This window comes from Blattabacterium cuenoti, assembly GCF_014251335.1.
Lineage (GTDB): Bacteria > Bacteroidota > Bacteroidia > Flavobacteriales > Blattabacteriaceae > Blattabacterium > Blattabacterium cuenoti_G.
This window is the reverse complement of the sequence record NZ_CP059186.1, coordinates 126,289-150,843: the sequence shown is the minus strand read 5'-3', so window position 1 is coordinate 150,843 and position 24,555 is coordinate 126,289. Positions and strand designations below refer to the sequence as shown.

25 protein-coding genes, 3 tRNA genes, 1 other RNA gene and 1 pseudogene are annotated in these 24,555 nt (G+C 27.3%); 15 read left to right on the top strand and 15 right to left on the bottom strand.

Going from position 1 to position 24,555, the window contains the following annotated elements:
* Nucleotides 1–13 precede the first annotated feature (13 nt).
* The 3 genes from thrC to thrA are packed head-to-tail and all read right to left on the bottom strand — an operon-like array spanning nucleotide 14 to nucleotide 4,760.
* Nucleotides 14–1,330 (bottom strand): threonine synthase, encoded by a 1,317-nt coding sequence (gene thrC, locus H0H73_RS00705; RefSeq protein ID WP_185852266.1) that lies wholly within the window; start codon nucleotides 1,328–1,330, stop codon nucleotides 14–16.
* 23 nt (nucleotides 1,331–1,353) lie between these two features.
* Complete coding sequence (locus H0H73_RS00700; RefSeq protein ID WP_185852265.1) at nucleotides 1,354–2,307, bottom strand: homoserine kinase; 954 nt, start codon at nucleotides 2,305–2,307, stop codon at nucleotides 1,354–1,356.
* A 5-nt stretch (nucleotides 2,308–2,312) separates the two neighbouring features.
* Nucleotides 2,313–4,760: a bifunctional aspartate kinase/homoserine dehydrogenase I gene (gene thrA / locus H0H73_RS00695; RefSeq protein WP_185852264.1), complete on the bottom strand. Its 2,448-nt coding sequence runs from the start codon at nucleotides 4,758–4,760 to the stop codon at nucleotides 2,313–2,315.
* Nucleotides 4,761–5,066: 306 nt separating this feature from the next.
* On the opposite strand from thrA, the gene H0H73_RS00690 reads away from it, so the two are divergent.
* Nucleotides 5,067–5,696 (top strand): urease subunit gamma, encoded by a 630-nt coding sequence (locus H0H73_RS00690; protein WP_185852263.1) that lies wholly within the window; start codon nucleotides 5,067–5,069, stop codon nucleotides 5,694–5,696.
* Nucleotides 5,693–7,399 (top strand): urease subunit alpha, encoded by a 1,707-nt coding sequence (ureC, locus tag H0H73_RS00685; RefSeq protein WP_202983662.1) that lies wholly within the window; start codon nucleotides 5,693–5,695, stop codon nucleotides 7,397–7,399. The genes H0H73_RS00690 and ureC overlap by 4 nt, the downstream gene beginning before the upstream one ends.
* Nucleotides 7,400–7,416: 17 nt before the next feature.
* On the opposite strand, the gene H0H73_RS00680 is transcribed toward ureC, so the two are convergent.
* Together H0H73_RS00680 and H0H73_RS00675 are read right to left on the bottom strand one after the other, a co-directional pair.
* A tRNA-Leu gene (locus H0H73_RS00680) sits at nucleotides 7,417–7,501 on the bottom strand.
* Between the two features lie 13 nt (nucleotides 7,502–7,514).
* Nucleotides 7,515–7,924: pseudogene (locus tag H0H73_RS00675) on the bottom strand (deoxycytidylate deaminase).
* Between the two features lie 14 nt (nucleotides 7,925–7,938).
* Between H0H73_RS00675 and H0H73_RS00670 the strand changes: the two are divergent.
* The gene (locus H0H73_RS00670) at nucleotides 7,939–8,745 is read left to right on the top strand and encodes an RNA methyltransferase (RefSeq protein WP_185852262.1); all 807 of its coding nucleotides are present in this window, start codon (nucleotides 7,939–7,941) and stop codon (nucleotides 8,743–8,745) included.
* Here the strand turns inward: H0H73_RS00670 and H0H73_RS00665 are convergent.
* Together H0H73_RS00665 and H0H73_RS00660 are read right to left on the bottom strand one after the other, a co-directional pair.
* Complete coding sequence (locus tag H0H73_RS00665; protein ID WP_185852261.1) at nucleotides 8,742–9,221, bottom strand: ribonuclease HI; 480 nt, start codon at nucleotides 9,219–9,221, stop codon at nucleotides 8,742–8,744. The two genes, H0H73_RS00670 and H0H73_RS00665, sit on opposite strands and share 4 nt — an antisense overlap.
* 20 nt (nucleotides 9,222–9,241) lie before the next feature.
* Entirely contained in the window at nucleotides 9,242–10,003 is a 762-nt protein-coding gene (locus H0H73_RS00660; RefSeq protein ID WP_185852260.1) for a lysophospholipid acyltransferase family protein, read from the bottom strand.
* Between the two features lie 162 nt (nucleotides 10,004–10,165).
* On the opposite strand from H0H73_RS00660, the gene fbp reads away from it, so the two are divergent.
* Genes fbp through H0H73_RS03115 form a run of 3 tightly spaced genes read left to right on the top strand, consistent with a single transcriptional unit; the run spans nucleotide 10,166 to nucleotide 11,538 of the window.
* Complete coding sequence (gene fbp, locus H0H73_RS00655) at nucleotides 10,166–11,167, top strand: class 1 fructose-bisphosphatase (RefSeq protein ID WP_185852259.1); 1,002 nt, start codon at nucleotides 10,166–10,168, stop codon at nucleotides 11,165–11,167.
* 12 nt (nucleotides 11,168–11,179) lie between these two features.
* On the top strand, nucleotides 11,180–11,362 hold the full coding sequence (locus H0H73_RS00650) for a hypothetical protein (protein ID WP_185852258.1): 183 nt from the start codon (nucleotides 11,180–11,182) through the stop codon (nucleotides 11,360–11,362).
* Between the two features lie 8 nt (nucleotides 11,363–11,370).
* A complete protein-coding gene (locus H0H73_RS03115) occupies nucleotides 11,371–11,538 on the top strand; it encodes a hypothetical protein (RefSeq protein ID WP_394798679.1) in 168 nt (55 codons plus the stop codon).
* Here H0H73_RS03115 and H0H73_RS00640 read toward each other — a convergent pair.
* On the bottom strand, nucleotides 11,529–12,104 hold the full coding sequence (locus tag H0H73_RS00640) for a MarC family protein (RefSeq protein ID WP_185852257.1): 576 nt from the start codon (nucleotides 12,102–12,104) through the stop codon (nucleotides 11,529–11,531). The two genes, H0H73_RS03115 and H0H73_RS00640, sit on opposite strands and share 10 nt — an antisense overlap.
* 142 nt (nucleotides 12,105–12,246) lie before the next feature.
* Entirely contained in the window at nucleotides 12,247–13,611 is a 1,365-nt protein-coding gene (gene pyrF, locus H0H73_RS00635) for an orotidine-5'-phosphate decarboxylase (protein ID WP_185852256.1), read from the bottom strand.
* 63 nt (nucleotides 13,612–13,674) lie between these two features.
* Between pyrF and H0H73_RS00630 the strand changes: the two genes are divergently transcribed.
* Nucleotides 13,675–14,622, top strand: a complete 948-nt coding sequence (locus tag H0H73_RS00630) for a dihydroorotate oxidase (protein WP_185852255.1) — start codon at nucleotides 13,675–13,677, stop codon at nucleotides 14,620–14,622.
* Here the strand turns inward: H0H73_RS00630 and proS are convergent.
* On the bottom strand, nucleotides 14,616–16,088 hold the full coding sequence (gene proS / locus H0H73_RS00625) for a proline--tRNA ligase (RefSeq protein WP_185852254.1): 1,473 nt from the start codon (nucleotides 16,086–16,088) through the stop codon (nucleotides 14,616–14,618). The two genes, H0H73_RS00630 and proS, sit on opposite strands and share 7 nt — an antisense overlap.
* Nucleotides 16,089–16,175: 87 nt before the next feature.
* On the opposite strand from proS, the gene rpmF reads away from it, so the two are divergent.
* The 3 genes from rpmF to accC are packed head-to-tail and all read left to right on the top strand — an operon-like array spanning nucleotide 16,176 to nucleotide 18,237.
* On the top strand, nucleotides 16,176–16,376 hold the full coding sequence (gene rpmF / locus H0H73_RS00620) for a 50S ribosomal protein L32 (RefSeq protein ID WP_185852253.1): 201 nt from the start codon (nucleotides 16,176–16,178) through the stop codon (nucleotides 16,374–16,376).
* Nucleotides 16,377–16,401: 25 nt separating this feature from the next.
* Nucleotides 16,402–16,878, top strand: coding sequence for an acetyl-CoA carboxylase biotin carboxyl carrier protein (gene accB, locus H0H73_RS00615; RefSeq protein ID WP_185852252.1), 477 nt, complete (start codon nucleotides 16,402–16,404; stop codon nucleotides 16,876–16,878).
* 6 nt (nucleotides 16,879–16,884) lie between these two features.
* Nucleotides 16,885–18,237: an acetyl-CoA carboxylase biotin carboxylase subunit gene (gene accC / locus H0H73_RS00610; protein ID WP_185852251.1), complete on the top strand. Its 1,353-nt coding sequence runs from the start codon at nucleotides 16,885–16,887 to the stop codon at nucleotides 18,235–18,237.
* Between the two features lie 8 nt (nucleotides 18,238–18,245).
* On the opposite strand, the gene prfA is transcribed toward accC, so the two are convergent.
* Together prfA and H0H73_RS00600 are read right to left on the bottom strand one after the other, a co-directional pair.
* Nucleotides 18,246–19,331, bottom strand: coding sequence for a peptide chain release factor 1 (prfA, locus tag H0H73_RS00605; RefSeq protein WP_185852250.1), 1,086 nt, complete (start codon nucleotides 19,329–19,331; stop codon nucleotides 18,246–18,248).
* Nucleotides 19,332–19,372: 41 nt separating this feature from the next.
* Entirely contained in the window at nucleotides 19,373–19,783 is a 411-nt protein-coding gene (locus H0H73_RS00600; protein ID WP_185852249.1) for a DUF4293 family protein, read from the bottom strand.
* 155 nt (nucleotides 19,784–19,938) lie between these two features.
* On the opposite strand from H0H73_RS00600, the gene rho reads away from it, so the two are divergent.
* From rho to H0H73_RS00585, 3 genes are all read left to right on the top strand, one after another.
* The gene (rho, locus tag H0H73_RS00595) at nucleotides 19,939–21,561 is read left to right on the top strand and encodes a transcription termination factor Rho (protein ID WP_185852248.1); all 1,623 of its coding nucleotides are present in this window, start codon (nucleotides 19,939–19,941) and stop codon (nucleotides 21,559–21,561) included.
* Nucleotides 21,562–21,620: 59 nt separating this feature from the next.
* Nucleotides 21,621–21,693 (top strand) — tRNA-Met (locus H0H73_RS00590).
* A 19-nt stretch (nucleotides 21,694–21,712) separates the two neighbouring features.
* On the top strand, nucleotides 21,713–22,879 hold the full coding sequence (locus H0H73_RS00585) for a DNA recombination protein RmuC (protein ID WP_185852247.1): 1,167 nt from the start codon (nucleotides 21,713–21,715) through the stop codon (nucleotides 22,877–22,879).
* Between the two features lie 13 nt (nucleotides 22,880–22,892).
* On the opposite strand, the gene H0H73_RS00580 is transcribed toward H0H73_RS00585, so the two are convergent.
* From H0H73_RS00580 to H0H73_RS00570, 3 genes are all read right to left on the bottom strand, one after another.
* Nucleotides 22,893–22,977: transfer RNA gene (locus H0H73_RS00580), tRNA-Ser, on the bottom strand.
* Nucleotides 22,977–23,287, bottom strand: an RNA gene (rnpB, locus tag H0H73_RS00575) — RNase P RNA component class A. The genes H0H73_RS00580 and rnpB overlap by 1 nt, the downstream gene beginning before the upstream one ends.
* The gene (locus tag H0H73_RS00570; protein ID WP_185852246.1) at nucleotides 23,288–23,992 is read right to left on the bottom strand and encodes a YebC/PmpR family DNA-binding transcriptional regulator; all 705 of its coding nucleotides are present in this window, start codon (nucleotides 23,990–23,992) and stop codon (nucleotides 23,288–23,290) included.
* Between the two features lie 78 nt (nucleotides 23,993–24,070).
* Here H0H73_RS00570 and rpmB point away from each other — a divergent pair, with 78 nt between their 5' ends.
* The gene (gene rpmB, locus H0H73_RS00565) at nucleotides 24,071–24,298 is read left to right on the top strand and encodes a 50S ribosomal protein L28 (protein ID WP_185852245.1); all 228 of its coding nucleotides are present in this window, start codon (nucleotides 24,071–24,073) and stop codon (nucleotides 24,296–24,298) included.
* 10 nt (nucleotides 24,299–24,308) lie between these two features.
* Nucleotides 24,309–24,491 carry a 50S ribosomal protein L33 gene (gene rpmG, locus H0H73_RS00560; RefSeq protein ID WP_185852244.1) on the top strand — a complete coding sequence of 61 codons (183 nt, stop codon included), beginning with the start codon at nucleotides 24,309–24,311 and terminating at the stop codon, nucleotides 24,489–24,491.
* Nucleotides 24,492–24,555: the final 64 nt, after the last annotated feature.

The following is a 24,555-nucleotide window of genomic DNA, read 5'->3' as shown; positions in this document are numbered from 1 at the left end:
AAAAATTTAAAATTCATTTTTTTTCTAATAACCAATTTTTGAAAACATGAAAATTATTGGATAGAGATATTTTTTTATTGGTATTTTTTTTATTCAAAAATATTTCTAATTCTTGAGTGGGAACAATTTTTTTACGCAAAAAAGATGGTATATGATCTAAAAATTTAATAGGATGAGCTGTTTCTAAAAATATAGCTGGTTCTGAAATATTATTAATTTCTTGTAAATATTGTCTAAGTCCTAAATAACCAATAGCTCCATGTGGATCTAGCATGTATTTATATTTTTTCCAGATTATTTTTATACTTGACAAAGTTTCTTCATCTGTAAATTTATAGGAAGATAGTTTTTTTCTCAATTGAAATATATTTTTTTGATATAAATGCCATATCCTAGAAAAATTACTTGGATCAGATATATCCATAGCATTTGATATAGTTTTTCTTACCGGAAGAGGATGATATTTTTCAGATTTTAAAAATCTAGGTATAGTATCGTTAATATTTGTAGATGCAATAAAAAATTTTATTGGTAATCCCATTTTTTCAGCCATCATTCCTGCACAAATATTTCCAAAGTTTCCACTAGGAACTGAAAAAATTAGTTCTATAGGATTCTTTTCGATTATTTGTCTGTAAGCTAAAAAGTAATAAAACATTTGAGGAAGCCATCTCCCTACATTAATAGAATTAGCCGAAGTTAATGTATATTTTTTGTTTACTTCTTTGTCTAAAAAGGCTTTTTTAACCATGTTCTGACAATCATCAAAGTTTCCATGTATTTCTAAAGCCAATATGTTATCTCCCAATGAAGTGATTTGTTTTTCTTGTAAAGAACTGATACCATGATATGGATATAAAATAATGACTTCTATTCCCGGTTTTTTATGAAATCCTTTAGCAACAGCACCTCCGGTATCTCCCGAAGTAGCCACTAAAACCGTAACAGTTTTTCCCAATTTTTCAGAAAAAAAATTTAAACACTCTGCCATAAACTTAGCCCCTACATCTTTAAATGATAAAGTAGGCCCATGAAAAAGTTCTAATACATGAATATTATCATGTATTTTTTTCAATGGAAAGGAAAAATTCAAAGTATCATGAATTATGTTATCAATGTACTTTTCTGGGATATATTTTTCAATATAAGGTTTTATCACAAACGACGCTATCGTATAAATATCATAAGTTGGAAGTTCATGAATAAATTTAGGGTCTAGTTTAGGAATAGATTGAGGCATATATAATCCGCCATCAGGTGACAAACCTGTTAAAACAGCATCTTCAAAAGAAACTAAGTTTTTATAATTTTTTAAACTGTAATATAACATATTAATTATTTTTTCTATAATATTTACAATATTTTAGTCCACTTGACTCCTATCTGATTGATAGGGGAAGTATAAGTTTTATAATCAACTTTTAACGGAGAATATACTCTATTCATAACTTCAGTAACTTTTTTTGCCGTGTGATTTCCTTTGCTCAACATGAAAACAGAAGGCCCTGAACCAGAAATCCCCCCCCCTAAAGCTCCTATTTCCTTGCATCTTATTTTTAATTCATAAAAAGCTGGAATTAACATAGCTCGTATCGGTTCAGCAATAACATCTTCTAAAGATCTACTTATTAACTCATAATCTTCTAGATATAATCCTGCAACCAACGCTCCTACATTTCCCCACTGTCTAATAGCATCTGTCATTAATATTTTTTGTTTTAAAATTTCTCTAGCATCTGATGTTTTGACTTCAATTTGCGGATGTATTATACTGACCCATAATTCATCAGGTGTGTGTAGTTTAGTAATATCCAGCGGCTTGTAACTTCTGACTAATGTTAGTCCTCCCATGATAGCAGGAGCAACATTATCAGCATGAGCCGTCCCACTTGCAACACGTTCTCCTTCCATTGCAAAACGGATTAATTGTATCTTATTGAAAGGATTTCCTAATAGAATATTAGCTCCATAAACAACCCCAGCGGCACTAGCGGCACTAGATCCTATTCCACTTCCAGGATGAATATTTTTAATTAATTCTATTTCAAATCCTATTTTTTTTTCGTTATCAAATTTTTGTCTTTGTTGATATTTTTTCAAAAAAAATTGCAAAGCGACAAAAGCCACATTTTTTCTTGGGTCATTAGGTAATGATGCCCCATATATTCGATTAATACGTATTCCTGGATTATTGGATTTATATAAAAAAATTTCATCTTTAGGAAAATCTAAAGCTAATCCAATGACATCAAAGCCACAAGCTAAATTAGCAACAGTAGCTGGTGCAAATATTTTAATTCCCTTCATGACTTTTATTTAGTAGCTTTAATAATATCTGAAAAAACTCCAGATGCAGTTACTTCTGCTCCAGCACCTGCTCCTTTTATGATAAGAGGTTGTTCCGCATAACGATATGTATTATATAAAACCATGTTATCTTTTCCTTCTAATTGAAAAAATGGATGAATCTGTTTTACAGATTCTAATCCAACAGAAGCAACTCCATTTTCATAACGTGCAATAAAACGCAAACGTTTTTTATTTTTTTCCGCTTCACTTCTTACTTTAAAAAAATAATCGCTGTATCTATATAATTCTTGATAAAAATTCTCTATAGAAGTCGAGCTTGAACAAGATTCTGGAAGAAAAGATTTTTGATGAATATCACTTAATTCTAATGGAGAACCACATTCTCTTGCTAAAATTAGTATTTTCCGCATAACATCTAATCCACTTAAATCAATTCTAGGATCCGGTTCTGTATATCCTTTTAATTGAGCTTCTTTTACTACTTCTAAAAAAGATTTTTCTCCTATAAAATGATTAAAGATAAAATTTAAACTTCCTGATAATACAGCTTCTATTTTATGGATTTTATCTCCGCTATTAATTAGATCGTTTAGTGTACTAATGACTGGAAGACTAGCCCCCACATTAGTTTCAAAAAAAAATGGAGCTTTAAAATGTCTAGAAAGTGTTTTTAATTTTTTATAATGATCATAATCGGAGGAACAAGCTATTTTATTACAAGTAATAACTCCTATTCCATTTTTTAAAAATTTATCATAGGTCATAGCCATTTCTTCACTAGCTGTATTATCTACAAATAAACTATTCCTTAGATTAAATTTCCATACTTCCTCCATAAAGGAATATATATTCATATTTATGCTTTTTTGGTTCAGGGTTTCTTCCCAGTCACTTAAGTTAATTCCATGATCATTAAAATACATTTTCTTGCTGTTAGCCAATCCAATGACTCTAACTTGAAGCTTTAATTCTTCTAATAAGTAATTTTGTTGTTGATCTATCTGTTCTAGCAATTTGCTTCCTACTTTTCCTACTCCACAAATGAAAAGATTAATTTGTTTTGGTGGACTTTCAAAAAAAGCTTCATGTAAAGTATTTAATGCCTTTTTAAAATCTGTTTTTCTAATAACGGCTGATATATTTTTTTCAGTAGAACCTTGCGCTATCGCTCTAACATTAATACTATTTCTCCCTAAAGCCGAAAACATTTTTCCACTAGTTCCATGAAGATTTTTCATATTATCTCCCACTACAGCGATGATACAAAGATCTTTTTCTATTCTTAATGGATCAATACGTCTTTGATGGATTTCTTGAGCAAATTCGCTATCTATTACAGCTTTTGCTTTGATAACATCCGTTTCATGAATTCCTGTAGTAATTGAATGTTCTGAAGAACTTTGAGTGATAAATATAACATTTATTTTTTCACGTGATAATGCTTCGAATAAACGTTTGGAATATCCAGGAATTCCGATCATTCCACTTCCTTCTAAAGTAAGTAATGCCATATTCTGAATTCCAGATATTCCGGTAACAGGTTGACTGATATTTGTATTTTTGTTAATATAAATCAAAGTTCCCGGATCTAAAGGAGAGAAAGTATTTTTAATTTGTATAGGAATATGTTTTTTCATAGCGGGTTGAATCGTAGGAGGATAAATTACTTTTGCTCCAAAATGTGATAATTCCATTGCTTCCTCGTAAGAAATTTCTTTTATAGGAAAAGCTTGATTCACTATTTTTGGATTTGCTGTCATCATTCCACTTACATCCGTCCATATTTCAAGTAAGCTAGCAGATATAGCCGCTGCTAAAATAGCCGCTGTATAATCAGAACCACCCCTTCCAAGAGTAGTGGTTTCGTTTTCTAGCGTAGAAGCTATAAATCCTGGTAAAACGATATATTCTGATGTTTTTTCACAAAAAAACTGAATAATATGGTGATTACTTGTGATAAAATCTACTTGTGCGCATCCAAATTGAGAATCTGTAATAATTAAATCTCTGCTATCTTTACAAACTGCATCTAATCCAGATTGTTTCAATTTTTCTGCAATGAGAAAAGAAGAACTCAATTCTCCAAAACTCATGATTTTATCTAAAGAACGTTTCGAAAGTTCTTCTACTTGAAAAATACCGTCACATAAACTTTCTAAATCATTGATATTTTTTTTAATCCAACTGATTAAATGACTTTGATAGGTGATAGGAAACAATTCTCTTATAATATTAAGATGTCGAATCTCTATTTCTTCTAATATATTTTTATAAATATTTTTTCTTTCAGAAGCTAATTGGCCACATTGAATTAACTGATCCGTAATATTTCCTAATGCAGACACAACAATAGCATATCTTCCTTTTGGCTTTTTTTCTAATAAAGAACAAATACGTTTTATCGCATCAGAATGAGCCACGGAACTACCCCCAAATTTTAAAACTTGCATTTTTTAATTATTTTTTAAGACAATTTTCCCATTATTAAAGATGCTAACAAAAATAACGATAATTTGTGGAGACGTGTTTTTTTTTATTATTTTAATTGATATTGAAGTTGTTTTATAATATATATAGCTATAATTAATTTGTAAAAATTAGATTATGCTTAAAAACTTTGTTAAGATTCAATGAGGAGGAAAAGCGATTCTATTTCTCTTTCATTATTATAATATTTCATAACTTTAAACTCATATATGTATTATGTTGTTTGTTGCAACGAATATTATGTTTATGAATTAAATTAAAGAAAGCATATGCATTTAACTTCTTATGAAAAGGAAAAAATTCTTCTGCACATGGCTGGAGAATTGGCAAAAAAACGTTTAAAAAGAGGATTAAAATTGAATTATCCTGAATCTTTAGCTTTAATCGCTCATTATGTAATGGAAGGAGCTCGTGATGGAAAAACAGTAAAAGACCTTATGTATGAAGCAGGAAATATTCTGAACCATGAACAAGTTATGGATGGAGTGTATGAATTACTTAATAATGTTCAAGTAGAAGCTACTTTTCCTGATGGAACAAAGTTAGTAACCATACATCATCCTATCAAAAGAAATAGAAAAAAAAATTCTAATTTGATTCCAGGACAATATGATCTTCTCAAAGAAGAGATTGTATTATTACCTGGAAGATCTCGTATAGAAAGAATAGTATCCAATACAGGGACTCGTCCTATTCAAGTAGGATCTCATTTTCATTTTTATGAAACCAATTCGGCTCTTCTTTTTGAAAGAGAAGGAACTAAAGGATATAAACTAGATATCCCTTCTGGTAGATCCGTTCGTTTTGAACCAGGAGAAACAAAAGAAATTATGTTAGTAGAAATTGGAGGAAGTAAAAAAATTTATGGATTTTCAGGAAAAGAAAATACAACTATATGAAAAAAATAGACAGAAAATCTTATGCAAGTATGTATGGGCCTACCAAAGGGGATAAAATTCGTTTAGGGGATACTTCTTTATGGATTGAAATAGAGAAAGACTATACTATTTATGGAGATGAATGTGTTTTTGGTGGAGGTAAAGTTATTAGAGACGGAATGGGACAACATCCATTTGCGACAAGAAATGAAGGAGTTTTAGATTTAGTATTAACTAATGCTATTATTGTAGACCATTGGGGTATCGTAAAAGCAGATATAGGAATTAAAAATGGTCTTATTGTTGGAATAGGAAAAGCCGGAAATCCATATTTCATGGATGGAGTTACTTCTAATATGTATATTGGAGCAGGAACAGAAGTCATTTCTTCAGAAAATATTATAGTAACATCTGGAAGTGTAGATAGTCATGTTCATTATATATGCCCACAATTATTTGAAGTAGCATTAGAAAGTGGAACAACTACTATTATTGGAGGAGGATCAGGGCCAGCCACTGGAACTATAGCTACAAATTGTACTTCAGGTGTATGGAACATTCAAAGAATGTTAAAAAGTACAGATCATATTCCTATTAATTTTATTTTTCTTGCTAGTGGAAATAGCTCTCGTCCCGAAGCTTTAATTGAACAAGTAAAAGCTGGTGCAGGGGGATTAAAAATACATGAAGATTGGGGTAGTACTTTTCATGTTATAGATCAATGTTTGAATGTTGCAGAAAAATTGGACGTACAAGTTAACATTCATACAGATTCACTAAATGAATCAGGTTATGTAGAAGATACTTTAAAAACATTCAAAAATCGAACAATTCACACTTATCACACAGAAGGAGCCGGGGGGGGGCATGCTCCTGATTTGTTGAAGGTTATATCTTTTTCAAATATTTTGCCTTCATCAACAAGTCCTACGATGCCTTATACTTATAACACTATAGATGAACATTTAGATATGTTAATGATTTGTCATCATTTAGATTCTAACTTACCAGAAGATATTGCTTTTGCTAAATCACGTATAAGATCTGAAACTATTAGTGCAGAAGGAATTTTACATGATATGGGAGCCATTAGTATGACCAGTTCAGATTCTCAAGCAATGGGACGTATAGGTGAAATCGTAAAAAGAACATGGCAAACAGCTGATAAAATGAAAAAACAAAGAGGACCACTTCATGAAGATCATTCAAAAAATGATAATTTTAGAGTAAAAAGATACATTTCAAAATATACTATAAATCCTGCTATTACTCATGGTATTTCTGAATATGTAGGATCTATTCATATTGGTAAAATGGCAGATTTAGTATTATGGAAACCTTCTTTCTTTGGAGTAAAACCCGAGTTAGTCATAAAAAGTGGAATGATTGTCTATGCTAGTATGGGAGATCCTAACGCTACTATTCCTACTCCTCAGCCATTTATGTATAGAAAAATGTTTGGATACTTTGAACCAAAATTAAGCAGTGTTTTTGTATCAATAGACGCAATTAACAATGGTTTTTTTGATAAAAATGAAATCAAAAAACAAATAAAAATAGTAAAAGGGTGTCGTACTTTATCCAAAAAAAACATGATTTTAAATGAAAAAATGCCAAATTTAGAAGTGGACCCCAAAACTTATAATGTTTATATAAATGGAGAAAAAATAGTTTCTCATCCTTCTGATATTTTACCTCTTTCTCAAAGATATTTCTTATTCTGATTCTGAATCAAAAAAAATACCCAGGGCGGGGGTCGAACCCGCATGATATAAAAAATCACTGGATTTTGAGTCCAGCGCGTCTTCCTGTTTCGCCACCTGGGTTTTTATAGTCAATTTAAATAAGTTTTTCTATTTCTATTTTCAATTTTTTTAAAAAAGTTAATTCTTCATTATTTTGTGCATATAAGTAAATCACTCTTTTTATATTAGATAAATAAATGAGTTTACAGCATTCTTTACATGGAAAGTGAGTAATGTATATGGAAGCCCCTTCACAAGATAAAGAAGAAGAAGACACTTTTAATATTGCATTTGCTTCTGCATGTATTACATACCATTTCGTATTTCCGTTATGATCTTCACAGGTATCATCAAATCCATTTGGAGTACGATTATACCCATAAGATATGATTTTTTTATTGTTAACTATAACAGCTCCTACTTTTTTTTTTTACAAAAAGATGATTTGGAATGTTCAACTGCTATATTCATATATACCATGTCATGGTATTTTTTATAAATCATTATACAAAATAAATATGAAAAAAATATATAGTCTCCAAAATACAAAAATTAAAGATTTGATAAAAATTTATCAAAAAAAAAATTATATGAATGTTTTTTTTGTTGAAGGAATAAAAGAATTTGAAATGGCTATAAAAGGGAATTTTTTACCAAAAAAAATATTTATATGCGAAAAAATATTTAAAAAATATAATATGATTCAGTCATTTCATTCCATAACTTTTCTTATTAGTATGAAAATTTTTAAAAAATTAGCATATAGAGAAAATTCAGGTGGAATTATTGCAATGTTTAAAGAAAAAAAATATATTAATCAATTGAAAAACATAAAAATTTATAATAATAATTCTTCTTTAATCCTTATTCTAGATGGAATAGAAAAACCTGGTAATATAGGAGCTATGTTAAGAGTAGCTGACGTAGCAAATATTCATTTTATTATCCTATGTAACATGAAAACTTATGTGTATAATTCTAATATTATAAGATGTAGTTTAGGGAGTCTTTTCACAAGAAATATTTTTATGGAAAAAATAGAATCAATCATATATTGGTTAAAAAAGAATAAAATACAAATTATAACAACAGGATTTCATAAACATAAAAAAGCGATAAATCTATATCATACTCAATTTTCTCATAATAATATAGCTATTGTTTTTGGTTCTGAAAATAAAGGAATATCTAATATTTGGATTGAGATAGCTAACAAAATAATAACAATTCCTATGTTTGGAAATATAGATTCATTAAATGTAAGTAATGCAATGTCCATAATCATATATGAAATTATTAGACAAAGAAATTATGCTAAAAATTAAAAGATAATTTGTTTTTCATATATATAGTCTATTTTTAATAATTTTTTTTTAGAAGCTTCTACAGACAATCGATCACAATAATCATTTATATAATGATCATTATGGCTTTTTATCCAATGAAATATAACAAAATGTTGATAAAACAAATCTAAAAATCTTTTCCATAAATCTACATTTTTTTTATTGTGAAAGTTATTTTTTTCCCATTTATAAATCCATCTATTTTGCACAGTATTTACTATATATTTGGAATCGGTAAAAACAATAATATTTTGCTTTTTTTTTTTGATTTTTTCTAATCCCACTATTACTGATAATAGTTCCATTCTATTATTAGTTGTATAACGAAATCCTTCTGAAATTATTTTTCTATTATAAAAATGACCAAAAAATATTTCTATAAAAATTCCATATCCTCCTGGTCCAGGATTACCTTTTGAAGAACCGTCAGTATAAATATGTATTTTTTTATTCACGAATAATTTAATTCATGTAATTAAGTATTTTTTTGTTCATGTTCAAATTTTTCTAATTGATATTTAATTAAATTAAAACATTTTTCTTTCAAATTGTTCTTATCTTTTAAGGATAAATTTTTTGTTGATATAGAATGATGTTGTTTAATTCTTATTTTTCCTGGTCTTCCTTTTATAATAAAAAAACTGGGAAATTTTGTTTTTATGTCAGCTATAGTAAAAGGAATAATAGAAATCTTTTTGAAAATAGCGATAAAAAAAGCTCCACTTTTAAAATGATCTAAGAAAACATAAGGTTTAGGAACACCACCTTCTGGAAAAATACAAACACTTTTTCCAGAATCTACTTTATCTTCTATTTTTTTAAATACTTGTATACAACTCGATAAATTTTTTCTCTCAATAAGAATATTACTTTTTTTGTAAATAAATCCGAAAAAGGGGAGTTTAGCTAACTCTGCCTTTCCAACAAAAACCAAAGGATGATTTCTCATCAAAGAGTAAATTAACATAATATCCATAATAGAACTGTGATTACTGATAATTACGTATTGTTGATTTTTATCTAAGATTTCTTTATCTTTTTCTAATACATACCAAAAACCCATGAGAAAAAGATTACTTCTAGCCCACATTTGATGAAACCAATATGCAATAGGATAGTGTTTTTCTTTGAAAAGAAATGGAATAGAAGCTCCCGCCCATAAGGGAATCAAAAATATATTGATAAGAAAGAACCATATACGCCATAATAATATTAATGATATTTGTATAATTCTCATTAAGTGATAAAATTAATAGAAATATATAAAATTCCTAATAACTTCAGAAAGTTTATTTATTATATAAACAAAAATTCTTGAATAGTACTTCAATTGTGAAGCATGATATAAAAAAAAATCTGATCTTTATATAAAAGAAGTATTTCTTTAAGAGATACATACATGTATACATTAGGAGAGTTTATTATAGAAAATAGAGATTGTTTTTCATATTCTACTGAAGCATTATTACGATTGTTTAGCTCTATAAAATTAGCTTCTAAAGCTATTCATAAAGAAGTTAATAAAGCAGGGTTAACAGAAAAAATTATAGGTAGTTCTGGAGTTACTAATGTGCAAGGAGAAAATCAACAAAAATTGGATGATTTTGCTCATAGAGCTTTCATTGAATCTTTTAAAAGTCGAAATGTTGTTTGTGGAATAGCATCTGAAGAAAGTAAAGATTTTATAGTAATAAAAGGAAAACAAGAAAAAATTTTTCGAAATCAGTATATTGTTTTAATAGATCCACTTGATGGTTCTTCTAATATAGATGTGAATGTGTCTATTGGAACTATATTTTCTGTATATATGAGAAAATCTCCTATTCAAATGAATTTAACGATAGAAGATTTTTTGCAAAAAGGAAATCAACAAATCCTTGCAGGATATATCATTTATGGATCTTCTACCATATTGGTATATAGTACTGGAAATGGAGTACATGGATTTACTTTAGATCCTTCAATTGGAACATTTTACTTATCTCATTTTAATCTTCGTTTTCCTAAAAAAGAAAAGATTTATTCTATTAATGAAGGTAATTCGGATAAATTCCCTAATGGAATTAGGAAGTTTATCCGATATTGTCAAGAAAAAAAAGATAATCGTCCCTATACAGCAAGATATATTGGATCTTTAGTCGGAGATTTTCACAGAAATATGATACAAGGAGGAATATATATCTATCCAAAAACAGCTTCTTCTCCAGAAGGAAAATTAAGATTACTTTATGAATGTAATCCTATGGCTTTTTTAGCAGAACAAGCTGGAGGAAAAGCTTCTGATGGAAAAAAACGTATTTTAGACATAAAACCTACTAAATTACATCAGAGAACTCCATTTATTTGTGGTCCTACAGGAATGGTTTCCAAGCTGGAAGAATTTATGGTAAATTATGAATAAATTTTTTAAAAAATGCAGTTTAAAGAAAAAAAAATTTTTGAAAAAGTGATAAAAAATGGAAAATATTTTTTCGTGTATCCTATTTTATCTGCTCTTTTATCAGAAAAAAGTTTTGATAAAAATTTATCAATTAACCTCGTAGGAACTCTAGTAAAAAAAAAAATTTCAAAAAATCAGTTCACAGAAATAAAATAAAACGTTTATTGAAAGCTTCTTTTCTTTTGAATAAATCACTTTTAGAAAAGCATATTACAATTATAAATCAAAATTATTATATAATTTTGATTTATAAAGCTTTTTATTTACCTGAATTCAAAAATATTAATGAATCTGTTATCAACATTTTCAATAAAATAACAAATTATTGTTGAAATAATTGAGACGCATTGGCTCCAAAAATTTTCACTGCAAAAGCTAATAAAACAATTCCAAATATTTTCTTTAAAATATCCAATCCGTTATTTCCTATTTTTTCGGCTATAAAATCACATCTATCTATCACAAAATAAACAACTATCATATTTAAGATAAGAGATAAAAGAATAATATTTACGTCATAAGTAGCTCTTAATGAAATTAAAGTAGTTAAAGATCCAGGACCAGCTATAAGTGGAAAAGCTATTGGAACAATAGAAGTTTGAGCGTTTTCCGTTACCTTATGAAGGTCTATCCCTAATATCATTTCTAAACCAATTAAAAATAATACGAAAGATCCCGCTACAGAAAAAGAATGTACATCAACTCCAATAATTTTCAACATAGGTTGCCCTAAAAAAAGGAAAGATAAAAATATTACAAGAGAAGTGATTATAACTTTTTTAGTGTCTATAATGTTCCCCTTTGATTTAAATCCCATAATTATGGGAGCGTTACCTAATATGTCTATAATGCTAAAAAGTATCATAAAACAACTGATTAATGAATTTATCCATTCCATACTCAAAATTTATTCATGAAATTTTTTATGATTGAAACAATTTTTGAAAATATAATATGTATATACAAATTAAATAAAATTATAATCAGTATCATTAATTTTAATAAAAAAAACTCATATCATATAAATGTAATAGAATTATTTAAAGTCCATTTTCATAAGCTTTCCATCCTGCATTTCTATATTCTTCTGCTGTTATTTTTGGATTTACAGATTGGTAAATAGCTTTACCCACAATAATAAAATCACTTCCATTTTTTTCAAAAGCTTGAACAGGATGAATGTAATTATTTCCTACATTATTTTTTTTAATAGAAAAGTGAATACCAGGTGTAAATAATAATAATCTATCATCTACTTTTCTTTGTGCAACAGTTCCAATAACTTTTGGATTTTTCAAAGAAATATTTAGTGCTTTTCTTATGTAATTATCATCAGATAGCCTTCCATAAGAAGACATTTCAGATATTGTAATCAATCCCATACTAGAAGGTATATTCAAGTTTTGAATACTCATACTACCAGCAAGTAAGTGTGCCGTAATGATATCTGCCCAAGAAGAAATTTTATGAATTCCGTAATGCAATTGAAGACAATTAGTAGGACCAACATCACATAATTTCCTATCTTCAAATAATAAAAATTTTTTCTCTATAGAAATATTTTTAAGACTATTTATAAATGAATATGAAAAATCATTTATGATATCTACATGGAGTTTTAATCCACAAATTCTATCTCCAATTAAATTTACTAATTTCAAAATATTTTTAGTATACATTAAATCAGCAGAAACTATTAAATTTGTTTTTTTTTTTAATGTAATATCTATAAGTTTTTTTCCTATAGGATGAGATATTTTTTCTTTTTTTTCTTCATAGGATATACGCTTACTTTGAATATTTTTTGTATTTTTTTTTCTAAAAAAAAATTGAATCATATCTATTTCTTTTTCTTTTAAAAAATGTTTTTTTTTTAATATTTTGAAAACTTCTCCTATTCGAAATAAAGTTCGGATATTATATCCTCTTTTTTTTATATTTTCTATTCCTCCTTGTTCTCTATCAAGAATAGACATAATATTTTTAATTATCAATCCTTCTTTTTCAAGGTCTATTACAGTTCTTAATAAACTATCTCCACTTGTAATAACATCTTCTATAATTAGGCAATTTTGTCCTGTTTTATATATACCTTCAATCATTCGTTCAGTTCCATATCCTTTATTTTCTTTTCTTTTAATAATTAGCGGAATTTTTGATCTCAAAGATAAAGTAGTAGCTATAGGCAAAGCAGCATATGGAACTCCACAAATTAACTCGAAATCATAAGATGGAACTTCATGTATAAGTAAATCCGATAACTTGATTAATAAATCAGGTCTAGAAGCTATTGGACGGAAATCTATATATATAGAAGAATTCATACCACTTTTTAATGTAAAATTTCCAAATTTTATGATTCCTAAATTATAAATTTCTAAAAAGAATTGTTCTTTTTCTTCCATAAAAAAAAACTGTTTTGGTAAAGTTAAAAATTTTATACTTGGATACTATTATAATTAATTGATATGATTATGAAAAAAATAGATATTTCTGCTAATATAAGTGGGATACAACTACCGTTATGCATGATGAATGCATCAGGAGTTCTTTGTTCTACAGATCAAGAATTATCCAATTTATTAAATAGTTCTTCTGGTGGAGTTGTGACAAAAAGTTGTACATACAAACCAAGAAAAGGAAATGTTTTACCTAGATATTTTGAATGGAATATAGGAAGTATAAATTCTATGGGGTTACCTAATCTTGGCATTAATTTTTATCTAAATTTTTTAGAAAGAAAAAATATAAATAAACCTATTTTTCTTTCTATATCCGGATTATCTTCAGAAGAAAACTATTTTCTTATTCAAAAAGCAAACCAATCTTCAAAAGTAACTGCTATAGAATTAAATTTATCTTGTCCAAATCTTCTTGAAAAAGAAGATATGTTAGGTTATGATTTTTATAAAATTTCAAGTTTTATAGAAAACATATTTAAATTTAACAAAAAACCTTTAGGAATTAAACTCCCTCCTTATTTTCAAGATGCACATATTAAAAATATAGCTTTTATTCTAAATCAGTTTCCTATTTTTTTTGTTACTTGTATTAATAGTTTACCTAATGGTCTTTTTATTGATACAAATAAAGAATCAGTAGTTATACGACCTAAAAAAGGATTTGGAGGAATAGGTGGATCAATTATAAAGCCATTTGCTTTAGCTAATATTCATAAATTTTATACTTATCTTAGGAAAGATATTTCTATAATAGGATGTGGAGGAATTTCTTCTGGAGAAGACATTTTTGAACACATATTATGTGGAGCTTCTGCTGTTCAAATTGGGACACAATTTATGAAGGAGGGAATTTCGGTATTTGAAAGACTGAAAAAAGAGTTGACTTTTGTTTTAGAAAAAAAAAATTATTCATCTATAAATAGTTTTAAAGGAAGATTAAAAAATTTTCAATAGGATTTAGAAAAAACCACTCTTTGCATAGAAGGGTTTCCAGAATAAATACATTTTCCTTTTTCTTTTTCATTAGACATAGGAATACAACGTATAGTTGCTTCTGTTTCTTCTTGAATTTTTTTACCTGTATTTTTAGTTCCATCCCAATGAGCAAAAATGAACCCCCCTGAATGATTTATTTGATTCTTAAAATCATTGTATTGATCTGATTTTTTGATTAATTTTTGAGTTCTGTGAAGAGCTTTTTTATAAATATTTTTTTGTATTTCATCTAGTAATTTTTGTATTGAATTTTTTAAATCTTTCCAAGGTATATATGTTTTCTCATATGTGTCTCTTCTAAAGATTTCTACTTTTTCATTTTGTATTTCATTTTTTCCTATGCTAATTCGTATGGGGACTCCTTTCATTTCATATTCATGAAATTTCCATCCAGGAGTAAATCCTATTCTATTATCATATTTTACTCTTATTTTTTCTTTTTTTAGAATATTTAAAATATTTTCCGATATTTCGTTAATTATTATATCATTTTCTTTATAATAAATAGGAATAATAATAATTTGTATAGGAGCTATTTTTGGAGGTAAAATTAATCCTTTATCATCAGAATGCGACATAATTAATCCTCCTATTAATCTGGTAGATACTCCCCAAGAAGTTGCCCATACATATTCTTTTTTTCCGTTAAAATTAGTAAATTTAACATCAAAAGCTTTCGAAAAATTTTGTCCTAAAAAATGTGAAGTACCAATTTGTAAAGCTTTTCCATCTTGCATGAGTGCTTCGATGCAATATGTTTTTTCTGAACCATAAAATTTATCCATATATGGTTTGATTCCTCGCAATACAGGAATAGCCATAAATTTTTCTGAAAAATCTGTATAAATATTTAATATTTTTATGGCTTCTTCTATTGCTTCTTTTTTTGTAGAATGAGCCGTATGCCCTTCTTGCCATAAGAATTCAGTAGTTCTAAGAAATAAACGAGTTCGCATTTCCCATCTTAGTGCATTTCCCCACTGATTAAATAAAATAGGTAAATCTCTATAAGATTGAATCCACCGTTTGTAAGTTTTCCATATAATACTTTCTGAGGTAGGTCTAATTACTAGTTCTTCTTGTAACTTAGATTCAGGATCAACGATTAGTTTTTCTTGATCTTGATTTGTTTTTATTAATCTAGAATGTGTAACGACAGCACATCCTTCAGAAAAAATTTCAGTATGCTCTTCTTGTTTTGTAAAAGTAGATTTTGGAATAAGTAAAGGAAAATAAACATTCTGATGTCCAGTAAATTGTAACATTTTATCTAGTATTGTTTTCATTCTATCCCATAAAGAATATCCATATGGTTTTATAATCATAAAACCACGCACTCCAGAAAATTCTGCTAACCCGGATTTAACAACAATTTCATTGTACCATTTTGAGTAATCTTCACTACGTTTAGTTAATTGACTCATAATAAATGATTCTATTTTGAAAGATATAAAAATTATTTAACACATCTAATTTTATTTCTAAATTAGTAATTTATTAAATAAATATTTATGGCTCATCCTAAAAGAAGACAATCTAAATCTAGAAGAAATAAAAGAAGAAGTCATTTTAAAATAAAAGAACCTTTATTAGCAAAATGTGTTGTGACCAATCAAAAACATTTATATCATCATGCGCATTGGCATGAAAACAACCTTTATTATAGAGGTAAGATTGTATATAGTAAAAAAAATAAAAAAGAATCCTTATAAATATAAAATAAAAGGAAAATAAATTATGGATTTAAAAAAAATCAAATCCCTGATTCAATTTATTTCGGCTTCAAATATTGATGAAATAAGGATTAAAATAGGAAATACTGAAATATATATGAAAAATAGAACAATAATAAAAAATGATAAACGTTCATGGAGTCCTACTTATCCTACTAAAATATCTTCATCATCATCTTCTTCTATATCTGATTTTTCTGATAGATTTTATAAAATAGAAAAAGAAAATAAAAATGAATATTTAACCATAAAATCTCCTATGATAGGAACATTTTACATAAAGCCTCATCCAGATCAAGACCCTTTTGTAAAAATAGGAGATAAAATAAAAATAGGAACAAAAGTTTGTGTAATAGAAGCCATGAAACTGTTTAATGATATTGAATCAGAAGTAAATGGAAAATTGGTTAAAGTTTTAGTGGAAGATGCTTCTCCTGTTGATTATGAACAGCCTTTATTTCTTATAGATCCGAATTTTTAAATTTTTATGTTTAAAAAAATATTAATAGCTAATCGTGGAGAAATTGCTTTACGAATAATACGAACAGCTAAAGAAATGGGGATTAAAACTGTAGCTGTTTATTCTACAGCAGATAAACATAGTCTTCATGTTTATTTTGCAGATGAAGCTGTGTGTATTGGGCCTCCACATTCATATCAATCTTATTTAAATATACCAAATTTGATTTCTGCAGCAGAAATTACAAATGCAGATGCCATTCATCCTGGATATGGATTTTTGTCTGAAAATGCATATTTTTCTTCTATGTGCCATAAACATGATATAAAATTCATTGGGGCTAAACCTAGTCATATGATTCAAATGGGGAATAAAATTTCAGCTAAAAAAACTATGAAAAAAATTGGAATTTCTTGTTTACCTGGATCTGATTGTTTTTTTGAATCCTCTTATAAAGATATTGAGAAAATTGCAGATAAGATAGGATATCCGATTATTATAAAAGCTGTTTCTGGAGGTGGAGGTAAAGGAATCCGATCTGTTTTGGATAAAAATCATTTAAAAAATTCTTGGGAAGAAGCTAAAAAAGAGGCTTGGTCTTGTTTTGGAAAAAAAGAGATGTATATAGAAAAATTAATTTTAAATCCAAGACACATAGAAATACAAATTCTAGGAGATAAATATGGAGAAGCATGTCATTTATCAGAAAGAGATTGTTCCATTCAAAGAAGAAACCAAAAATTGGTAGAAGAAGCCCCCTCTCCATTTTTAACTACACATCTTAGAAAAAAAATGGGAGAAGAAGCCGTAAAAGTGGCTGAACACCTTTATTATGAAGGAGTAGGAACTATAGAATTTTTGGTAGATAGAAATAAGAATTTTTATTTTATGGAAATGAATCCGAGAATACAAGTGGAACATACTATAACCGAAGAAATAACAGGTTTAGATTTAATTCAAGAACAAATATTTTTAGCTTATGGTAAAAAACTTTCTATAAAAAAAAATTATTATCCAAAAATGTATTCAATAGAATGTAGAATTAATGCAGAAGAACCGCATCACAATTTTCGTCCTGTTCCTGGAAAAATAACTCAAATGCATTTACCTGGAGGAAAAGGCGTACGGATTGACACACATATTTATGCAGGATACTTTGTCCCACATTATTATGATCCTATGATTGCTAAAATTATTACTACGGCAAAAAGTAGAAGAGAAACCATTGAAAAAATGCGTCGTTCTTTAGATGAATTTGTTATAGAAGGAATACATACAACTCTTCCTTTTCACAGAAAACTTATGCAAAATAATGATTTTTTAAAAGGGGATTATAATACAAATTTTTTAGATAATCTAAATTCCGATTTTTTTTTATAAAATGAATGTTATTTTTTTTCAAACAATTTTAATAAATTAATCATTTCTTGAATGTTTCCATTCATAAATCCTGCAAGATCATAAATGGATTTATGAATTCTATGATCCGTTACTCTATTTTTAGGATAATTGTAGGTACGAATTTTTACGGAACGATCCCCTGTAGAAATCAGGGATTTTCTTTTTATAGATATTTTTTTTAGTCTTTTTTCTTTTTCAATTTGATAAATTCTTGATCTTAAAACACTTATAGCTTTTTCAAAGTTTTTATGTTGAGAACGTTCTTCTTGACATTCTACTGTAATTTTACTTGGAATATGTGTTAATCGTACAGCAGATTCTGTTTTATTTACATGTTGTCCTCCAGATCCACTAGATCTAAAAGTATCTTTTTTTATATCAGATAAATTAATATCTACTTCTATATCTTTTACTTTAGGGAGAACCGCTACGGTAATAGCAGAAGTGTGAACTCTTCCTTGAGATTCTGTTCTTGGAATTCTTTGCACTCTATGTACTCCAGACTCAAACTTTAAATTTCCATAAACTCCTTCTTCACCATTTACATCTAAAATAATTTCTTTGAATCCTTTTATTCCTCCTTTTTGAGCATGTATGATTTTATATTTCCAACCTGATTTTTTAAAATACATAGTATACATTCTTAATATATCTTCAACAAAAAGACATGCTTCATTTCCTCCTGTTCCAGAACGTAATTCCACGATAGCAGCGTTTCTATGATCTTCTTCTTCTGTTGCATCCTTTTCTCTTGAATAAAAGAGTAGGTCATAGGATTCTTTTTCAAGAGAAGATAAATTTTCTAAAATTTTGTATTTTTCTGTTGTAGCTAATTCTTTCATTTCCGTATCAGAATCGTTTTCTAAAATAAAATTTATTTCTTTAAGAAGAGTCAACTTTTTATTGTATTCTTCATAAAGAGAGACTATTTTTTCTAAAACTTTGTATTTCTTTAATAATATTTTGTACTTTTTTTGATCAGATATAATATTAGGTTGTATAATTGATTTTGAAATTTCATGAAATTCCTTTTTATAAACTTCTAACTTTTGAATAAATGAAGTTTTTTTCATTTTTTAAACCTTTATAATCTCTATTATATTTGAATCAATTATTATCGTATTCGATTTATAGAATCGATTAATTCGATATCTTTTTTTATAGCTTTGTTCGTTATATATAAAATACATATACATAATAATATAAAAAAAATAAACATGATTAATATGTATATATTCATATTCAATTGATAACATGAAAAAAAAAGGATTATTACATGAATAATATTAGTAAGTATATTAATTTCGTTGAAAAATATTTGCAATTTTTTCTTTTTAAAAAGAAAAAAACTTAAAATAGATAGAAATAGACATATAATTATAAAAATTAAAATTGTTTTTTTTAAATACAAATGAAAATAAAAAAAACTAATTATTTTTTTATTTAAAAAACATAAAAAGTATATGAAAAAAGAATAAATAAAAATAGAAATAAGTAAATACAATGTTTGTATCCTATATAACATACATAATAAAGATTAAATTATTTTTATAATGTTATTAAAGTTCAAGTTAATTTTTTGTATAATTGTATTTATCGTTTCTAAGTTATTTTTTTTCATAACATATACTAAAAAATATATTCCAAACATATATATTATATATAAAACCCAATCACTTTATGTTTGATATAACTGAATTAAAAAGTAAAAAACTTTTTGAATTACAGGAGATTGCTCGGTCATCAGGATTAAAGAAATGTACGCAATTACGAAAAAACGAGCTTTTAGAAAAAATTATTTCCATTTTCAATAATAATAATAAAAATACTTCTGCTTCAAATTCAAAAAGAGAAAATCCTTTAAAAAAAGGATTTAAAATGCGAAAAAACACTGAATCTAAAAATTCATTTTTAGAAAACAAAAACATAAATGGTAAAAAAAAATTGATTTCCCAAGAACATTTAAAAATTTCGAATTATAAACTTTCAGAAGAATCCACGAAATTTCAAAAGAAGCATCAAAATTTTTCTAATTGGAAAAAAAATGATAGATTCGAAGCTCAAAATATATCTCCTGAAACGGAAGTAGGATCACAGAAAGTTTCTTCTAATAAATACCGTACTCCTGGAACGGAAGTAGGATCACAGAAAGTTTCTTCTAATAAATACCGTACTCCTGAATATGAGTTTGAAGGTATAATAATTAGTGAAGGGGTATTGGAAATTATGCCAGAAAATTATGGATTTTTAAGATCTTCTGATTTTAATTATTTATCATCTCCAGATGACATTTATGTTTCTCAATCTCAAATTAGGCTTTTTGGAATGAAAACAGGAGATACAATAAGGGGAGAAGTACGTCCACCTAAAAATGGTGAAAAATATTTTCCATTAATTAAAATTCTTGAAATTAATGGAAGATCTCCTTCTTTTGTTAGGGACAGAGATTCTTTTGAACATTTAACTCCATTATTCCCAAACGAAAAATTTAAATTAGCTGAAAAAAATGCAACTCTTTCTACAAGAATTGTAGATCTTTTTACTCCTATAGGAAAAGGACAAAGAGGAATGATCGTCGCTCCCCCTAAAACAGGTAAAACTACTTTATTAAAAGAAATAGCTAATGCTATTGCGGCGAATCATCCTGAAGTATATTTGATTATATTATTGATTGATGAACGTCCGGAAGAAGTTACAGATATGCAGAGAAATGTGAAAGGAGAAGTTATTGCATCTACTTTTGATGAACCTGCAGATCGACATGTTAAAGTCGCTAACATTGTTTTGCAAAAAGCAAAAAGAATGGTAGAATGCTCACATGACGTAGTCATATTGTTAGATTCTATTACGCGCTTAGCACGTGCTTATAACACTGTTTCTCCTGCATCTGGAAAGGTATTATCAGGAGGAGTAGATGCGAACGCATTACACAGACCCAAGAGATTTTTTGGAGCGGCTAGAAACATAGAAAATGGTGGATCTTTATCTATAATTGCCACAGCGATGATTGATACAGGATCAAAAATGGATGAAGTAATTTTTGAAGAATTTAAAGGAACAGGAAATAAAGAACTTCAATTAGATAGAAAAATAGCTAATAAACGAATTTATCCAGCTATTGATCTTGTTTCATCTAGTACAAGAAAAGATAATCTTTTACTTGATCCAAACACATTACAAAGAATGTGGATTTTGAGAAAACATCTTTCCGATATGAATCCAGTGGAAGCGATGGAATTTTTAAGATCTAGAATATCTAGAACTCAAAATAATGAAGAGTTTTTAATATCTATGAATGGATGAATAAATTTTTAATATTTGATTTTTTAGATGAAAAAGATTATATTCACAAATATAATATTCGCGGGATGGAGCAGTTGGTAGCTCGTCGGGCTCATAACCCGAAGGTCATAGGTTCGAGTCCTATTCCCGCTATTTTTTCCTCATAATTTAAATGTATTATTCATTTATATTTTTTAATTTTTTTATTTTTTTCATATGCTGCATATATTTTTTTAGAAAATTAGAATTTTTTTTTAGAAAGGAATTTAAAGATCAACAGAATGAAATTCAAAAATTATCTAAATATAGTAGAATTGAAGTAGTCGATTCTTTAATGGAAATGAAAAATAGTTTAATACAAACTGTAAAAATTTTTCAGGATGCTATAGATAAAAAAGTTCAGTTTTACATTGATAGTCAAGATAGAAAATTAGATTCTGTCTCCACATCACAGGAAAAATTAATTAAAATTATTGAAAAAAAACTTGAGGAAATAAGAGAAAATGTTAGTGAGAAACTTCAAACTTCTTTAAATCTTCATTTGGGGAAATCATTCGAAATAATTGGAAACCAATTATTCTTTTTACAAGAAGGTTTAGGCGAAATGAAGATCTTAGCAAAAGATGTGAGTTCTTTAAAAAGTACCTTAAATCATGTAAAAATATGTGGAAGTTTTAGCGAAATGCAGCTTTCAATGCTTTTACAACAAATTTTATCTCCAGAACAATACGCTTCTAATGTTGTTACCAAATCTAGTACAAATTTTGTAGTAGAATTTGCAATTAAACTTCCAGGACTTGAAAACGGAAATATGATATGGTTACCTATTGATGTTAAGTTCCCGAAAGAAACTTATGAAAAAGTACAAAAAGCTTATCGTAATGGAGAAAAAAAAAATATAGAAACAGCTATAAAAAATATGGAATCTGTATTAAAAAAAATGTCCAAAGATATTCAATATAAATATATTGATCCTCCATATACTACTGATTTTGCTATTCTTTTTTTACCTTTTGAAGGAATATATGCTGAAATTGTAAGAAATTCTAGCTTGTTAGAGGAATTATTAAGAAAATATAAAACAGTGATAGCAGGCCCGTCTACATTAGCTGCTGTATTAAATAGTTTACAAATTGGTTTCAGAACTTTAGCTATTCAAAAAAGAAGTTCTGAAGTGTGGAAAATTTTAGAAACGGTCAAACAGGAATTCACAAAATTTGGATTATTGCTTCATCAAGCTCAAGATAAATTACAAGGAGCTTCTAAGGATATAGATCGATTATTAGGTGTTAGAACAAATTTGATAGAAAAAAAATTAAGAGATATAGAAAATTTATAAATATAAAAAAAAGCGGAGAGAAAGGGATTCGAACCCTTGACACTTTTTTGTGAACACGCTTTCCAGACGTGCGCCTTAATCCTCTCGGCCATCTCTCCGAAAAAGTAAAATTGTAAGCCGGATTCTGTTTTTATGCCTATCATTTATCTAGAATCTAGGTTACCCATGATTTCAATCTGCCTACCCCCCGGTTTCAACCGAGCTAGTTTTCCGGTATACATGGCATTTCACCACACAGAGTTTACATGATTTCACTACAGCAATAAATAATAAATAAATTCTGTACATTCTTTCTGTTGCACTATTCCTCACCTTACGATGGATGGGAGTTACCCATTGTGTTGCTCTACGGTGTCCGGACTTTCCTCATTTTTTTTACTAAAAAAATGCGATAGGACATTCTACTTTTTAATTTAAATTTGAGTATATATTTTCTACATCTTCATTCATATGAAGTTTTTCAATTAAATTGAAAACTTTATTTTTTTTTTCTACTGAAATATATTTAGTCTGTTTTGGGACATGTTCTATTTTATATTCATGGAGTATTTTTAACTTTTTGAAATTGTTTTTCATAGATCCAAAATATTCAAAATTTGTGTACAAATAGATTGTGCTATGGTCTTTTTTTAAATCTTGGGCTCCGAAATCTATTGCCATAAGTTCAAAATCATCCATTGAATAATGAATATCTTTTTTTTTTATACAAAAAACACCCATTCTGTGAAAAAAATGAGTTAATTCCCCATTATGACATAATCTTCCTTTATTTTTATTAAAAAGTGTTCTAATATTAGAAGTTGTTCTAATACTGTTATTCGTCATGCATTCTATAATTATACTAATTCCGTGTATTAGTCCTTCTAAATTTAAACTTTTGTAATCATCTGTTTTGATCTGTAAAGCTTTTTTTATTGCTTTTTGTATAGTATTTTTAGGAATATTGACTGATTTAGCATTTAAAATTGCATTTTTGAAACGAGAGCTATTTGTGCCTGATTCTTTTACGGAAGCAGAAATTTCTTTAATAATTTTAGAAAATTTTTTAGATTTTTTGAAATCTTGATTTGATTTTCTATGTTGTATATTTGACCATTTGCTATGTCCTGACATGATAATAAATGTCTTGTATGATAATAATATTATATTTATAGCTATTTTGGTTCATATAAGTTAACAAAAAAAATTATTATGTCAAAAATTTGTGAATTGACAGGAAAAAAAGCCATGGTAGGAAATAAAGTATCTCATGCAAATAATAAAAAAAAACGTCGTTTTAACATTAATTTATGTAAAAAACGTTTTTTTTTGATAAAAGAAAAAAAGTGGATTACTCTAAAAGTTTGTATTTCTACTGTAAAACTTATTAATAAAATAGGGATAGAAAAAGTTTTAAAACGTTTTAAATATAAATATTAATTAAATTAAAATGGGAAAAAAAGGAAATAGAATACAAGTTATATTAGAATGTATTGAACAAAAAAAAATTGGAATTCCTGGTTGTTCTAGATATGTTACAACAAAAAATAAAAAAAATACTCCAAACAGAATTGAACTAAAAAAATATAACCCAATATTAAGAAAGTATACAATTCATAAAGAAATTAAATAAAATTAAATTAATATAAAATGCCTAAAAAGGGAATCGATAACCAAAAAAAAAAGATTTCAAAAAA

Excerpts from the sequence above, each read along its gene's own strand:
- H0H73_RS00690 (WP_185852263.1), top strand. The coding sequence starts at position 5,067 with ATGCATTTAACTTCTTATGAAAAGGAAAAAATTCTTCTGCACATGGCT.
- rpmG (WP_185852244.1), top strand. The coding sequence starts at position 24,309 with ATGGGAAAAAAAGGAAATAGAATACAAGTTATATTAGAATGTATTGAA.
- fbp (WP_185852259.1), top strand. The coding sequence starts at position 10,166 with ATGTATACATTAGGAGAGTTTATTATAGAAAATAGAGATTGTTTTTCA.
- H0H73_RS00630 (WP_185852255.1), top strand. The coding sequence starts at position 13,675 with ATGATTATGAAAAAAATAGATATTTCTGCTAATATAAGTGGGATACAA.
- thrA (WP_185852264.1), bottom strand. The coding sequence starts at position 4,760 with ATGCAAGTTTTAAAATTTGGGGGTAGTTCCGTGGCTCATTCTGATGCG.
- H0H73_RS00640 (WP_185852257.1), bottom strand. The coding sequence starts at position 12,104 with ATGGAATGGATAAATTCATTAATCAGTTGTTTTATGATACTTTTTAGC.
- thrC (WP_185852266.1), bottom strand. The coding sequence starts at position 1,330 with ATGTTATATTACAGTTTAAAAAATTATAAAAACTTAGTTTCTTTTGAA.
- H0H73_RS00670 (WP_185852262.1), top strand. The coding sequence starts at position 7,939 with ATGAAAAAAATATATAGTCTCCAAAATACAAAAATTAAAGATTTGATA.
- ureC (WP_202983662.1), top strand. The coding sequence starts at position 5,693 with ATGAAAAAAATAGACAGAAAATCTTATGCAAGTATGTATGGGCCTACC.
- H0H73_RS00650 (WP_185852258.1), top strand. The coding sequence starts at position 11,180 with ATGCAGTTTAAAGAAAAAAAAATTTTTGAAAAAGTGATAAAAAATGGA.
- rho (WP_185852248.1), top strand. The coding sequence starts at position 19,939 with ATGTTTGATATAACTGAATTAAAAAGTAAAAAACTTTTTGAATTACAG.
- H0H73_RS00585 (WP_185852247.1), top strand. The coding sequence starts at position 21,713 with ATGTATTATTCATTTATATTTTTTAATTTTTTTATTTTTTTCATATGC.
- prfA (WP_185852250.1), bottom strand. The coding sequence starts at position 19,331 with ATGAAAAAAACTTCATTTATTCAAAAGTTAGAAGTTTATAAAAAGGAA.
- rpmB (WP_185852245.1), top strand. The coding sequence starts at position 24,071 with ATGTCAAAAATTTGTGAATTGACAGGAAAAAAAGCCATGGTAGGAAAT.
- pyrF (WP_185852256.1), bottom strand. The coding sequence starts at position 13,611 with ATGGAAGAAAAAGAACAATTCTTTTTAGAAATTTATAATTTAGGAATC.
- proS (WP_185852254.1), bottom strand. The coding sequence starts at position 16,088 with ATGAGTCAATTAACTAAACGTAGTGAAGATTACTCAAAATGGTACAAT.
- accC (WP_185852251.1), top strand. The coding sequence starts at position 16,885 with ATGTTTAAAAAAATATTAATAGCTAATCGTGGAGAAATTGCTTTACGA.
- H0H73_RS00600 (WP_185852249.1), bottom strand. The coding sequence starts at position 19,783 with ATGTTATATAGGATACAAACATTGTATTTACTTATTTCTATTTTTATT.
- H0H73_RS00700 (WP_185852265.1), bottom strand. The coding sequence starts at position 2,307 with ATGAAGGGAATTAAAATATTTGCACCAGCTACTGTTGCTAATTTAGCT.
- rpmF (WP_185852253.1), top strand. The coding sequence starts at position 16,176 with ATGGCTCATCCTAAAAGAAGACAATCTAAATCTAGAAGAAATAAAAGA.
- accB (WP_185852252.1), top strand. The coding sequence starts at position 16,402 with ATGGATTTAAAAAAAATCAAATCCCTGATTCAATTTATTTCGGCTTCA.
- H0H73_RS00660 (WP_185852260.1), bottom strand. The coding sequence starts at position 10,003 with ATGAGAATTATACAAATATCATTAATATTATTATGGCGTATATGGTTC.
- H0H73_RS00570 (WP_185852246.1), bottom strand. The coding sequence starts at position 23,992 with ATGTCAGGACATAGCAAATGGTCAAATATACAACATAGAAAATCAAAT.